The following is a 13,616-nucleotide window of genomic DNA, read 5'->3' as shown; positions in this document are numbered from 1 at the left end:
TTGCTATAACCGCTAAATTAGCCGGTATTACGCATACCCGCCGCCACCCCGGCGATCGTGACCATCAGCGCTTGCTCAACGCGATGATCCGGCTCTTTACCTTCTTCTTCCGCAAGGCGCGAGCGGTGCAGCAGCTCGGCCTGCAACACGTTCAGTGGGTCGGTATAGATATTACGCAGCTGGATAGATTCGGCGATCCACGGCAAATCGGCCATTAAGTGCGAATCGTTGGCGATTGCCAGCACCACGTTGATATCCGCTTCCAGCAGTTTGCGCAGTTCGCTACCCAGCGTCCACAGTTCGGGTTTCACCAGACGCTGATCGTAATATTCTGCCAGCCACAGGTCGGCTTTCGAGAACACCATCTCCAGCATGCCCAGACGGGTGGAGAAGAACGGCCAGTCGCGGCACATGGCTTCCAGCTCGCTCTGTTTGCCGTCTTCCACCACTTTCTGTAATGCCGCACCCGCGCCCAGCCAGGCTGGCAGCATCAGGCGGTTTTGCGTCCAGGCGAAGATCCACGGGATCGCGCGCAGCGATTCAACACCGCCGGTCGGGCGACGTTTCGCCGGGCGAGAACCCAGCGGCAGTTTGCCCAGTTCCTGCTCCGGCGTGGCGGAACGGAAGTACGGTACGAAATCTTTGTTTTCACGCACATAGCCACGGTACATATCGCAGGAGATATCCGACAGCTCGTCCATAATATGGCGCCACTCGCTTTTCGGCTCCGGCGGCGGCAGCAGGTTGGCTTCCATGATCGCGCTGGTATAAAGCGACAAGCTGCTGATGGTGACTTCCGGCAGACCGTATTTGAAGCGGATCATCTCGCCCTGTTCGGTGACGCGTAAGCCGCCTTTCAGGCTGCCTGGCGGTTGCGAGAGCAGCGCGGCGTGAGCCGGTGCGCCGCCACGGCCAATAGAGCCGCCGCGACCGTGGAACAGTGTCAGTTCAATACCGGCTTTTTCGCAGGTTTTGATTAACGCGTCCTGCGCCTGATATTGCGCCCATGAAGCGGCCATTACGCCCGCGTCTTTCGCCGAGTCGGAGTAGCCAATCATCACCATCTGTTTGCCCTGGATAAAGCCGCGATACCAGTCGATATTCAGCAACTGGGTCATCACGTCGTCGGCGTTATTCAGGTCATCAAGGGTTTCAAACAGCGGCGCGACCGGCAGCGCAAAACCGATACCGGCTTCTTTCAGCAGCAGGTGAACTGCCAGCACGTCTGAAGGTGTCTTCGCCATTGAGATCACATACGCGGCGATAGATCCGCGCGGCGCCTCGGCGATCACCTGGCAGGTGTCCAGCACTTCGCGGGTCTCTTCGCTTGGCTCCCACTGGCGCGGCAGCAACGGACGTTTGGAATTCAGTTCACGGATCAGGAATGCTTGTTTATCTGCTTCCGACCAGCTTTCGTAGTCGCCAATGCCCAAATAGCGCGTTAATTCGCCCAGCGCTTCCGTATGACGGGTGCTCTCCTGGCGAATGTCGATGCGCACCAGCGGCACGCCAAAACTCTTCACGCGGCGTAATGTATCGAGCAGTTCACCGTTGGCGATAATGCCCATACCACAGGCCTGCAGCGATTTATAACAGGCGTAGAGCGGTTCCCACAGTTGCTCGTTTTGCGTCAGCAGCCCGGCCGGTTTCGGTAATTTCTGGCCTTTCAGGCGCGCTTCCAGCCAGGCCTGAGTGGCCATCAGATCGCCGCGCAGCTTCTTCATCAGGTAGCGATACGGTTCGCGCGCGCCTTCTGCGCCCGCCAGTTCGCGCAGCTCGTCGGTACACTCCACCATTGACAGCTCGGAAATCAGCAACTGAACATCTTTCAGGAACAGATCGGTTGCTTTCCAGCGGCTAAGCAGAAGGACATGGCGGGTGATATCGGCGGTAACGTTCGGGTTGCCGTCACGGTCGCCGCCCATCCACGAGGTGAAACGCACCGGAACAAAATCCACCGGCAGTTTGTAATTGAGGTTCTCTTCCAGCTGTTCGTTCAGCTCGCGCAGGTAATTTGGCACGCCTTCCCACAGGCTGTTTTCTACCACGGCAAAGCCCCATTTGGCTTCATCTACCGGGCTCGGGCGGTTTCTGCGGATTTCATCGGTATGCCAGGACTGGGCAATCAACTGGCGCAGGCGGCGCATCAGCTGGTGGCGTTCATAATCGGCGATATCGCTGTTATCCAGCTGCTTTAAGCAGTTGTTAACTTCCACCATTTTGTGGATCAGCGTACGGCGAGTGATTTCGGTCGGGTGCGCAGTCAGCACCAGCTCCAGCGACAGTGATTCAATCGCTTTGATAATCGTGGCTTCGTTGAGATTGGGTTGGTCTTTCAGTTTTCTGATGGTCTGGGCAATCACTTCCGGGTTGCTGGCCGCTTCGCCTTTCGCTGAAATGCTATGGTATTGCTCAGCGGTGTTGGCAAGGTTCAGGAACTGGCTAAACGCGCGTGCCACTGGCAGCAGTTCGTCATTGGACAGATTCTGCAAAGTGGTGAGCAGTTCCTGACGGCTGGCTTCATTCCCGGCGCGAGAAGATTTTGACAGCTTACGGATTGTTTCTACCCGGTCGAGAATGTTCTCGCCGAGAGCATCCTTGATGGTATCTCCCAGCAGTTTGCCGAGCATACTGACATTACTACGCAAAGCGGAATATTGTTCGTTCATGTTACCCCAGACACCCCATCTCATTTTATTTTGTTATACCTGTCGTTGAGCAGATATAAGACACCGTCTTTTATAAAGCCACGTAAAACCCACCGCGTCAATTGTTGCGAAATCGCTTCAGCAAACGAATAAATGTCGGCAATTTACGAAATTTAATTCGCATCGTGTCCAATAAGTATTGCTTATGGGATCGTGACAATTGTCACGCTTTTTCGCACATAAAAACCCCCTCATTCGAGGGGGTAAAAAAACGAAAAACACGTCAGTGCCAGCAGAAATGATGAACAACCTGGGTGATGAGTTCGCGCGTTGGTTTAATAAAGCGGGTTTCCAGATATTCATCCGGCTGGTGTGCCTGGTTGATAGACCCAGGCCCCAGCACCAGCGTTGGGCAAAGCGTCTGAATAAAAGGCGCTTCGGTGCAGTAGTTCACCACTTCGGTTTCGACGCCGAGCAGTTTTTCTACCACTTCTACCAGTTGATGATCCGGCGGGCATTCGTACCCCGGAATCGGCGGGTGCAGTTCGGAAATGGTCAAACGACCCGGCCAGCGGGAACTTACCGGCTCCAGCGCATCGTTTAACAGCCCATTGAGATCGTTAAGCGTCATGCCCGGCAGTGGACGGATATCCATGTGCAGTTCGCAACAGGCGCAGATACGGTTTGCCGCATCACCACCGTGAATATGCCCAAGATTCAGCGTCGGATACGGCACGGTGAACGCATCATAGTGATAACGTTCTTTCAGGCTGTCGCGCAGTTGCAGGATATGGCCGATGGCATCATGCATCAGTTCGATGGCGTTGACGCCGCGCGCCGGATCGCTGGAGTGGCCCGATTGACCAAGAATGCGAATCGCATTGGAGATATGCCCTTTATGCGCACGCACCGGCTGCAAAGAGGTCGGTTCGCCGATGATGGCGCAGTCCGGGCGCAGTTGCGTGTTCTCGGAGAAATAGCGCGCACCCGCCATGCTGGTCTCTTCATCGGCGGTGGCGAGCACATACAGCGGCTTGCTCAGTTTTGTCACATCGACGTCACGCAGCGCATCAAGAATAAAGGCGAAAAAGCCTTTCATGTCGGCAGTGCCCAGACCGTAGAGCTTATTGTCATGCTCGGTCAGCGTGAACGGGTCGCGCGTCCAGCGCCCGTCATCAAACGGCACTGTGTCGGTGTGGCCAGTCAGCAACAGACCGCCCGCGCCGGTTCCGGCACTGGCGAGCATGTTGAATTTATTGCGGGTGCCGGGAACCGGCTGCACTTCAACCGTGAAACCGAGGTCGCCAAACCATCCTGCCAGCAAATTGATTAAAGACGCATTACTCTGATCCAGCGCTTCTTCCGTCGCGCTGATCGACGGCGTGGCTATCAGGGCGCGGTAGATCTCGATAAATGGTGGCAAATTCATTTTCATTGTTGACATACCTGAGTTCGTGATAGTATCAATATTCATGCACTAAATGTGAATAAAAATACATTAATGTTGAGCGTAAAGAAACCCATGCGGCGACTTTGCTCAGCGACGCGGGATTGATGCCGAGTCTTTCCCTGGCACACATGACGTAAGAAGGTAAACCGCCCCAATGTTGAACACATTAATTGTGGGTGCCAGCGGTTATGCTGGTGCAGAGCTAGTGACCTATGTAAATCGCCATCCTCATATGAACATAACCGCTTTGACGGTTTCTGCGCAAAGTAATGATGCAGGAAAATGTATCTCTGATTTACATCCGCAGTTGAAAGGCATTGTTGATCTCCCGTTACAACCGATGTCCGATATTGGCGATTTCCTGGAGGGCGTGGATGTTGTCTTCCTCGCCACCGCCCATGAAGTGAGCCACGATCTGGCACCAACCTGCCTGGCGGCGGGATGTGTGGTGTTCGATCTCTCTGGCGCGTTCCGCGTTAACGATCCCGCGTTTTACGAAAAATTCTACGGCTTTACCCATCAGCACGCCGATCTGCTGGCACAGGCTGTGTATGGGCTGGCGGAGTGGAACCAAGACAAACTGAAAGAAGCGCAATTAATTGCCGTGCCGGGTTGCTACCCGACGGCGGCGCAGCTGTCGTTAAAACCGCTGATCGATGCCGGGCTGCTGGATCTGAACCAGTGGCCGGTGATCAACGCCACCAGCGGCGTAAGCGGCGCAGGGCGCAAGGCGGCTCTTTCTAACAGTTTCTGTGAAGTGAGCCTGCAACCTTACGGCGTTTTCAACCATCGCCACCATCCGGAAATTGCCACCCATCTTGGCGCGAGTGTGATTTTCACCCCGCACCTGGCGAGCTTTCCGCGTGGGATCCTCGAAACCATTACCTGCCGTTTGCAACCGGGCGTGACCCACGCGCAGGTAGCGGATGTGTTTAAACAGGCGTATGGCGATAAACCGCTGGTACGTTTATACGACAAAGGCGTTCCGGCGTTGAAAAACGTGGTTGGCCTGCCGTTCTGTGATATTGGTTTTGCGGTACAGGATGAGCACCTGATTGTCGTCGCTACGGAAGATAACCTGCTGAAAGGCGCGGCGGCGCAGGCAGTACAGTGCGCGAATATTCGTTTTGGCTATGCTGAAACTCAGTCACTTATTTAATTGAACAGGCGTGATGATGAACCCATTAATTATTAAGCTCGGTGGCGTACTGCTGGATAGCGAGGAAGCGCTGGAGCGTTTGTTTACGGCACTGGTGCACTATCGTGAATCTCATCAGCGCCCGTTAGTGATTGTCCACGGCGGCGGCTGCGTGGTGGATGAGTTGATGAAACAGCTTAACCTGCCGGTTAAAAAGAAAAATGGCCTGCGCGTGACTCCGGCGGATCAGATTGACATCATCACCGGGGCGCTGGCCGGTACGGCCAACAAAACCCTGCTGGCGTGGGCGAAGAAACACCATATCGCCTCTGTCGGTCTGTTCCTCGGTGATGGTGACAGCGTGAAAGTGACACAACTGGATGAAGAGCTGGGGCATGTGGGCCTGGCGCAACCGGGTTCACCGAAACTGATTAACGCGCTGCTCGATGGCGGTTTCTTGCCAGTGATCAGCTCCATTGGCGTCACCGATGAAGGTGAGCTGATGAACGTCAACGCCGACCAGGCGGCAACCGCGCTGGCTGCAACATTGGGTGCGGATCTGATCCTGCTGTCTGATGTAAGCGGCATTCTGGATGGCAAAGGCCAGCGTATTGCCGAGATGACGGCGGCGAAAGCGGAGCAACTGATTGCCCAGGGCATCATTACCGATGGCATGATCGTCAAAGTGAATGCGGCGCTGGATGCGGCGCGCACGCTGGGTCGCCCGGTGGATATCGCCTCCTGGCGTCATGCCGAGCAGCTACCCGCGCTGTTTAACGGTACGCCAATTGGCACCCGTATTCTGGCGTAATGACACAACAATTTATGTAGGCCGGGCAGGCGCAGCGCCGTCCGGCAAAACGGATAAAGAGAAGGAAGCACACTATGGCACTTTGGGGCGGGCGTTTTACTCAGGCAGCGGATCAACGGTTCAAACAGTTCAACGACTCTTTGCGCTTTGACTATCGCCTGGCGGAGCAGGATATCGTTGGCTCTGCGGCCTGGTCTAAAGCGCTGGTGACTGTTGGCGTGCTGACAGCGGCTGAGCAGCAGCAACTGGAAGAAGCGTTGAACAATTTGCTGGAAGAGGTGCGTGCTAATCCGCAGCAGATCCTGCAAAGCGACGCGGAAGATATTCACAGCTGGGTGGAAGGCAAGTTGATCGACAAAGTGGGTCAACTGGGCAAAAAACTGCACACCGGGCGCAGCCGTAATGACCAGGTCGCGACCGATCTGAAACTGTGGTGTAAAGACACCATCAGTGAATTGCTGCTGGCGAATCGCCAGTTGCAGAGCGCGCTGGTGGTGACGGCGGAAAATAACCAGGACGCAGTCATGCCTGGTTATACGCACCTGCAACGTGCGCAGCCAGTGACCTTCGCACACTGGTCGCTGGCTTACGTTGAAATGCTGGCGCGTGATGAAAGCCGCTTGCAGGATACGCTAAAACGCCTGGACGTTAGCCCGCTGGGCAGCGGCGCGCTGGCGGGTACGGCTTATGAAATTGACCGTGAGCAGTTAGCCGGCTGGCTGGGTTTTGCCTCGGCAACCCGCAACAGCCTGGACAGTGTGTCCGACCGCGATCACGTGCTGGAACTGCTCTCTGACGCTTCAATCGGCATGGTGCATCTGTCGCGCTTTGCCGAAGACCTGATTTTCTTTAACTCCGGCGAAGCGGCGTTTGTTGAGCTTTCTGACCGCGTAACCTCTGGTTCTTCGCTGATGCCACAAAAGAAAAACCCGGATGCGCTGGAGCTGATCCGTGGTAAGTGCGGCCGTGTACAGGGCGCGCTTACTGGCATGATGATGACGCTTAAAGGTCTGCCGCTGGCGTACAACAAAGATATGCAGGAAGACAAAGAAGGGCTGTTCGACGCGCTCGACACCTGGCTTGACTGTCTGCACATGGCGGCGCTGGTGCTGGACGGCATTCAGGTGAAACGCCCGCGTTGCCAGGAAGCGGCGCAGCAGGGTTACGCTAACGCCACCGAACTGGCGGATTATCTGGTTGCGAAAGGCGTGCCGTTCCGCGAAGCGCACCACATTGTTGGTGAAGCGGTGGTGGAAGCGATTCGCCAGGGTAAACCGCTGGAAGATCTGCCGCTTGCCGATCTGCGAAAATTCAGCGATGTGATTGGCGACGATGTTTATCCCATTCTGTCACTGCAATCCTGCCTGGATAAACGTGCGGCGAAAGGCGGCGTGTCACCGGTGCAGGTCGCGCAGGCGATTGTGGATGCGAAGGCGCGGTTGGTGTAAGTGGGGCGCGGTTTGCAAACAGGAGCCTGGCGTTACGCCGGGCTTTTTTATGCAAAAAAAAAGCGGACTCTCAGGTCCGCAAAACGTTCACGTTGGCTTTAGTTGTTCAGAGAGAAACAGAGGGTAGTTGCCTCATCACGGGTCAAGCTGAGGTGCCGCTTCGTTTCTGGTGCTAATTATTGAACAGAATGCTTGATAGGGATAATCGTTCGTTGCTATGCTATCTATCGCCATGAACTATCGTGGCGACGGAGGATGAATAATGAATATTCGTGATCTTGAGTACCTGGTGGCGTTAGCCGAACACCGCCATTTTCGCCGTGCAGCCGATTCTTGCCACGTCAGCCAGCCCACGCTGAGCGGGCAGATCCGTAAACTGGAAGATGAACTTGGCGTAATGCTGCTGGAGCGTACCAGCCGCAAAGTGCTGTTCACCCAGGCGGGTTTGTTGCTGGTAGATCAGGCGCGCACTGTGCTGCGCGAGGTCAAAGTGCTGAAGGAAATGGCAAGCCAGCAGGGGGAAACGATGTCCGGCCCGCTGCATATTGGCCTGATCCCAACCGTTGGACCTTACCTGTTGCCGCACATCATTCCGCTGTTGCACCAGACTTTCCCGAAACTGGAAATGTATCTGCATGAAGCGCAGACGCATCAGCTTTTAGCGCAGCTGGACAGCGGCAAGCTCGACTGCGCGATCCTCGCGCTGGTGAAAGAGAGCGAAGCCTTTATTGAGGTGCCGCTGTACGATGAGCCGATGATGCTGGCGATTTATGAAGATCATCCGTGGGCGAACCGCGAATGTGTGCCGATGGCTGACCTGGCGGGCGAAAAGCTGCTGATGCTGGAAGACGGGCACTGCCTGCGCGACCAGGCGATGGGCTTCTGCTTCGAAGCGGGTGCGGACGAAGATACGCATTTCCGTGCGACCAGCCTGGAAACGCTGCGCAATATGGTTGCCGCCGGGAGTGGTATCACGTTGCTGCCTGCGCTTTCCGTTCCGCGCGAGCGTAAACGCGATGGCGTGGTGTATCTGCCATGTATCAAACCTGAACCGAAACGCACGGTTGGACTGGTGTATCGCCCGGGTTCGCCGCTGCGCAGCCGCTATGAGCAGCTGGCAGAGGCCATCCGTGGTGCGATGGATGGCCATTTCGACACAGCGTTAAAACAGGCGGTTTAAGCCGTTTAGCGCAGCTACCCGGTAGGCTTCCGCCATTGTCGGGTAGTTAAAGGTGGTGTTAACGAAGTACTCAATGGTGTTACCGCCACCTTTCTGCTCCATAATCGCCTGGCCGATATGAATAATCTCGGCCGCGCGCTCGCCAAAGCAGTGAATTCCCAAAATCTCTTTCGTTTCACGGTGGAACAGGATCTTCAGCGTACCGACATTCATGCCGACAATCTGCGCCCGCGCCAAGTGTTTAAACTGCGCGCGACCCACTTCATACGGCACTTTCATGGCCGTGAGCTGCTGCTCGGTTTTGCCCACGGAACTGATCTCCGGAATGGTGTAAATCCCGGTCGGAATATCTTCAATCAGATGCGCCGTAGCTTCGCCTTTGATCATCGCCTGCGCGGCAATGCGCCCCTGATCGTAAGCCGCTGATGCCAGACTTGGGTAACCAATCACATCGCCGACCGCATAGACGTGCGGCAGTGCGGTCTGGTACATGCTGTTTACTTTCAACTGACCGCGTCCGTCCGCTTCAAGGCCAATATTCGCCAGTTGCAGGCTATCGGTGTTCCCGGTACGGCCGTTGGCATAGAGCAGGCAGTCGGCTTTCAGTTTTTTGCCGGATTTCAGGTGCATAATCACCCCGTCATCCAGCGGTTCAATGCGCTCGTACTCTTCGTTATGGCGGATAACGACGCCGCTATTCCAGAAATGATAAGAGAGTGAGTCCGACATTTCCTGATCAAGGAACGCCAGCAGGCGATCGCGGGTGTTGATCAAATCCACTTTGACGTTCATACCACGGAAGATCGATGCATATTCGCAGCCGATCACCCCCGCGCCGTAGATGATCACATGGCGGGGTTCGTGGTGCATATCGAGAATCGAGTCGCTGTCGTAAACGCGCGGATGGGCGAAATCGACATCGGCAGGGCGGTAGGGTCGTGAGCCGCAGGCGATAACAAACTTTTCGGCAGTGATGGTTTCGACCGTGCCGTCGTGAAACTCGAGCGCCAGTGTGTGGTCATCAATAAAGTGGGCGTTGCCTTCTAAAATTTCGCAGCGGTTACGCTCATAAAAGCCCTGACGCATGCGCGTTTGCTGATTAATCACGCTTTCAGCATGGTTCAGGATATCGGCGAAAGAGGAGCGGAGAAGGCGGGTGTGGTCACTGTAGAGCGGGTTTTGGTTGAATTCGATAATACGGCTAACGGCGTGGCGCAACGCTTTTGAGGGGATGGTGCCCCAATGCGTACAGCCGCCGCCGACATTGTGGTAACGCTCAATAACCGCGACCCGTGCTCCTTGTTTAACCAGGCCCATGGCTGCGCCTTCGCCGCCGGGGCCGGAGCCTATTACTATTGCATCATAATCGTAGGAATGTGGCATGGTAAGGCTTACCTGTTCTTATACATAAAAGCAACATAATACTAACATCAAAGCGGCGGTAACCCAATTATCGTTGTGCTCTTTTGCCACGAAAAAGAAGAAACTGTGCGTAAACAATCAGTCACAATCCAGTACAATCGGATCGGATTTATTCTCTGGTATAGTGCCAGCGGGCCCCTGGAAGGATTCAAACATCGTGATGGGTGTAAGAGCGCAACAAAAAGAGAGAACCCGGCGTTCGCTGATCGAAGCCGCATTTAGCCAACTCAGCGCGGAGCGCAGCTTCGCCAGCCTGAGCCTGCGGGAAGTTGCCCGTGAGGCAGGCATTGCGCCAACGTCTTTTTATCGTCATTTCCGGGATGTGGATGAACTCGGTCTGACCATGGTGGACGAAAGTGGGTTAATGCTGCGCCAACTGATGCGCCAGGCGCGTCAGCGTATTGCGAAAGGCGGTAGCGTGATCCGCACGTCAGTTTCCACATTTATGGAATTTATCGGCAATAATCCCAACGCTTTTCAGCTCCTGTTGCGGGAACGCTCCGGAACGTCCGCCGCCTTTCGTGCGGCGGTAGCGCGTGAGATCCAACATTTTATTGCGGAACTTGCCGACTACCTTGAACTCGAAAACCATATGCCGCGAGCGTTCACTGAAGCGCAAGCCGAAGCGATGGTGACGATTGTCTTCAACGCCGGTGCAGAAGCGCTGGATGTAGGGGCGGAACAACGCAGGCAATTAGAAGAGCGACTGGTACTACAATTGCGCATGATTTCAAAAGGCGCGTACTACTGGTATCGCCGTGAACAGGAAAAACTGGCGCATCAACCGACGAGTGAAGGATGAGTAATGAAACAGTCTGGTCAAGATAAAGGTACGTTGCTGCTGGCGCTCATCGCTGGCTTATCGATTAACGGTACGTTCTCTGCCGTGTTCAGTTCGATTGTACCGTTTTCAATATTCCCGATTATTTCGCTGGTGCTGACGGTATATTGTCTGCATCAGCGCTATCAAAATCGCACGATGCCGGTGGGTCTGCCAGGCCTTGCCGCCGCCTGTTTTATCCTCGGTGTGCTGATTTACAGTACGGTGGTCCGCGCCGAGTATCCGGATATTGGTTCTAACTTCCTGCCTGCCGTTTTATCGGTAATATTGGTTTTCTGGATTGGTTTTCGTCTGCGTGGTCGCAAACACGAAGCCTCTGAATAAGCGTTATCCCCCTCTCCCTGCGAGAGGGGATTTTCATCCCCAATTAATTAAGCGTCGGAAATTATAAATCCGTTTGTTCTACGCTTGCGAAATAAAACCCCGGTAGAATTCATCAATAATTTATTAATTAAAAAAATCTACAATAAAACGCATTTCATCTGATGTACTGATTCGGCATTTTATTCGGTTGCCTGACGATCGTTTGATCCAGGCGGCAGGTTAAAATTAACTCTGGACATCCTGATGAAAAAAATAACACAACTTCTGTTAGCCACGGCCGGTTTCGTTATTTCGGTCGCCGCATCTGCGGATACAACAAAAACGAATGGGAGCGAACACCGTATTCCGGCGATTAAGCTCATTAATACGCAAGATAACCACTCAGCGTTTATTAAAGGCTCTGTTCCCTCGCTGGCGAAGCTCTCTTCGCAAAATCTTTACTTCAGCAATACGTTTGAAGAGTGGCAGAAAGGGGTGCATCCGGCACCGAAGAAGCAATACGTGGTGACGATGAAAGGTAAGTTGAAGTTCAGGGTTAGCGATGGCTCAACCTTCATCATCGAACCCGGCACCGTTCTGCTTGCGGCAGACACGGCGGGCGAAGGTCACAGCTGGGATATTGTCGACGGTAAAGAGTGGGTTCGCGTTTATATTCCGGTGGGCGATGATGACCACTTTATTGCCGATAAATAACCAGTAAAACGCATTACTTCTCAGCCCTGTTTCATGCGGGGCTGATTGCTTAATATCAGGGTTAATATCCCTGACGATATAAATATCATATCAGAACATTCACAAGCTATTATAAAATAATGTTAGCGCGATCACGTTCCGCAATGGTCATTATTCTGATAAATAAATAGTTACGCGCAGCAGTCATTTCCCTCTCACCACTATTATTTGGCTGGCTTGATTCACAGGCCAGCCATCAAAGGAGTTGACGTATTTTATATAGCGTTATTTGTTTTTACGCGTAAGCAGTACGCCGCACTCCATGTGGTGCGTATACGGGAATTGATCGAACAGCGCCAGACGTGAAATATCGTGTGTCTGACTCAATGTTTCCAGATTTTTACACAGCGTTTCCGGGTTGCAGGAGATATACAGAATACGCGGATAGGCCTGCACCATTTTCTCGGTTTCCGCATCCAGCCCGCTGCGCGGCGGATCGACGAAAATCGTTTCGCACTGGTAGCTCGCAAGATCGATACCCTGCAAGCGGTTAAAAGCGCGCACGCCATTCATCGCCTGCGTAAATTCTTCGGCGGACATGCGGATAATCTGCACGTTATCGATGTGGTTAGCCGCGATATTGTATTGCGCTGCCGCCACGGACGGTTTGGCGATTTCGGTGGCCAGCACACGATCGAAATTGCGCGCCAGCGCCAGCGAGAAATTGCCGTTGCCGCAATACAACTCCAACAGATCGCCTGTTGAATGACGCGTAACATCCAGCGCCCATTCCAGCATCTGAATGTTCATGGCCGCGTTAGGCTGCGTAAAGCTGTTCTCGACCTGGCGGTAGATCATCTCTCTGCCACCGACCGGCAGACGCTCGTCAACAAAGTCCTGATCCAGCTCGATTTTGGTTTTAGTCGCGCGACCAATTAACTGCACATTCAGATTCTGCGCGCGCAGCGCGTCACGCAAGTGCGCAGCTTCTGCCTGCCATTCGTCATCCAGCTTTTTGTGGTAGAGCAGGGTGACAATCGCCTGGTTGCTCATGGTGCTCAGGTAGTCAATCTGGAACAGCTTATGGCGCAGCGTTTTATTCCCGCGTACCGCCTCGATCATTACCGTCATTAATTGGTTAATCAGCTCGCTTGCTGCCGGAAAACTGTCCACCCGGATACGAGACTTGGTCTGCTGATCGAAAATGATGTGGTAGAGATCGTCGCCGTCGTGCCAGATGCGGAATTCGGCGCGCATACGGTAATGGCTGACCGGTGAGCGGAACACCTCCGGAAGCGGCGCGGAAAAAGGCGTCATCATCGATTGCAGACGCACGACTTTTTCGGCCAGCTGGGCTTCGTACTGTTCTGTCGGCAGGTGTTCGGGGGTCATCATGCTTCCTGAGTGATTAAGAATAACGCGGGGATTGTAGGCATTGCTCAGGCGATGTCCAGCCCCGGATGTGAGCTAAATAGTCAGTTAGCAGTCTGGACATCCATATGTTACAGAATGTAGCATCCCTGTTCCGGTCCTGTGAGTTAAAAGGGAATCCAGTGAGAATCTGGGGCTGACGCGCAGCGGTAAGGATCAAGGTGAGAGAGCAGACACTGCCTGTTGGGTGGGAAGTCGCTTTCTTGATGTACCTCCAAGCCCGAAGACCTGCCGGTATACGTCGCATCTGG

General features: G+C 54.2%; 11 protein-coding genes and 1 riboswitch. Of the genes, 7 read left to right on the top strand and 4 right to left on the bottom strand.

The features are described 5' to 3' along the window. Positions 1-17: 17 nt before the first annotated feature. Entirely contained in the window at positions 18-2,669 is a 2,652-nt protein-coding gene (gene ppc / locus C813_RS45425) for a phosphoenolpyruvate carboxylase (RefSeq protein WP_017459624.1), read from the bottom strand. 262 nt (positions 2,670-2,931) lie between these two features. Then, complete coding sequence (gene argE / locus C813_RS45420) at positions 2,932-4,083, bottom strand: acetylornithine deacetylase (RefSeq protein WP_017459623.1); 1,152 nt, start codon at positions 4,081-4,083, stop codon at positions 2,932-2,934. Between the two features lie 169 nt (positions 4,084-4,252). Between argE and argC the strand changes: the two genes are divergently transcribed. The 4 genes from argC to oxyR all read left to right on the top strand — a co-directional run bounded on the left by argC (position 4,253) and on the right by oxyR (position 8,675). Beyond that, complete coding sequence (gene argC / locus C813_RS45415; RefSeq protein ID WP_017459622.1) at positions 4,253-5,257, top strand: N-acetyl-gamma-glutamyl-phosphate reductase; 1,005 nt, start codon at positions 4,253-4,255, stop codon at positions 5,255-5,257. A gap of 13 nt (positions 5,258-5,270) precedes the next feature. Beyond that, positions 5,271-6,047, top strand: coding sequence for an acetylglutamate kinase (argB, locus tag C813_RS45410; RefSeq protein ID WP_020455972.1), 777 nt, complete (start codon positions 5,271-5,273; stop codon positions 6,045-6,047). A gap of 74 nt (positions 6,048-6,121) precedes the next feature. Then, positions 6,122-7,495, top strand: coding sequence for an argininosuccinate lyase (gene argH, locus C813_RS45405; protein WP_017459620.1), 1,374 nt, complete (start codon positions 6,122-6,124; stop codon positions 7,493-7,495). Positions 7,496-7,757: 262 nt separating this feature from the next. Beyond that, positions 7,758-8,675 (top strand): DNA-binding transcriptional regulator OxyR, encoded by a 918-nt coding sequence (gene oxyR, locus C813_RS45400; RefSeq protein WP_017459619.1) that lies wholly within the window; start codon positions 7,758-7,760, stop codon positions 8,673-8,675. Here the strand turns inward: oxyR and sthA are convergent. After that, positions 8,658-10,058 carry a Si-specific NAD(P)(+) transhydrogenase gene (gene sthA / locus C813_RS45395; protein ID WP_017459618.1) on the bottom strand — a complete coding sequence of 467 codons (1,401 nt, stop codon included), beginning with the start codon at positions 10,056-10,058 and terminating at the stop codon, positions 8,658-8,660. The two genes, oxyR and sthA, sit on opposite strands and share 18 nt — an antisense overlap. 196 nt (positions 10,059-10,254) lie before the next feature. Between sthA and fabR the strand changes: the two genes are divergently transcribed. The 3 genes from fabR to C813_RS45380 all read left to right on the top strand — a co-directional run bounded on the left by fabR (position 10,255) and on the right by C813_RS45380 (position 11,955). Further along, the gene (fabR, locus tag C813_RS45390; RefSeq protein ID WP_017459617.1) at positions 10,255-10,899 is read left to right on the top strand and encodes an HTH-type transcriptional repressor FabR; all 645 of its coding nucleotides are present in this window, start codon (positions 10,255-10,257) and stop codon (positions 10,897-10,899) included. A gap of 3 nt (positions 10,900-10,902) precedes the next feature. Beyond that, entirely contained in the window at positions 10,903-11,262 is a 360-nt protein-coding gene (locus C813_RS45385) for a YijD family membrane protein (protein ID WP_017459616.1), read from the top strand. Between the two features lie 243 nt (positions 11,263-11,505). After that, positions 11,506-11,955: a cupin domain-containing protein gene (locus C813_RS45380; RefSeq protein WP_017459615.1), complete on the top strand. Its 450-nt coding sequence runs from the start codon at positions 11,506-11,508 to the stop codon at positions 11,953-11,955. 264 nt (positions 11,956-12,219) lie between these two features. Here the strand turns inward: C813_RS45380 and trmA are convergent, their stop codons facing one another. Continuing rightward, the gene (gene trmA / locus C813_RS45375) at positions 12,220-13,326 is read right to left on the bottom strand and encodes a tRNA (uridine(54)-C5)-methyltransferase TrmA (protein WP_017459614.1); all 1,107 of its coding nucleotides are present in this window, start codon (positions 13,324-13,326) and stop codon (positions 12,220-12,222) included. 117 nt (positions 13,327-13,443) lie between these two features. Next, a riboswitch (cobalamin riboswitch) is annotated at positions 13,444-13,615 on the top strand. The last annotated feature ends 1 nt before the right edge of the window (position 13,616 follow it).

Source organism: Kosakonia sacchari SP1, assembly GCF_000300455.3.
GTDB classification, from domain to species: Bacteria; Pseudomonadota; Gammaproteobacteria; order Enterobacterales; family Enterobacteriaceae; genus Kosakonia; species Kosakonia sacchari.
The sequence above is the reverse complement of the archived record's forward strand: the minus strand, read 5'-3'. Positions and strand labels throughout refer to the sequence as shown.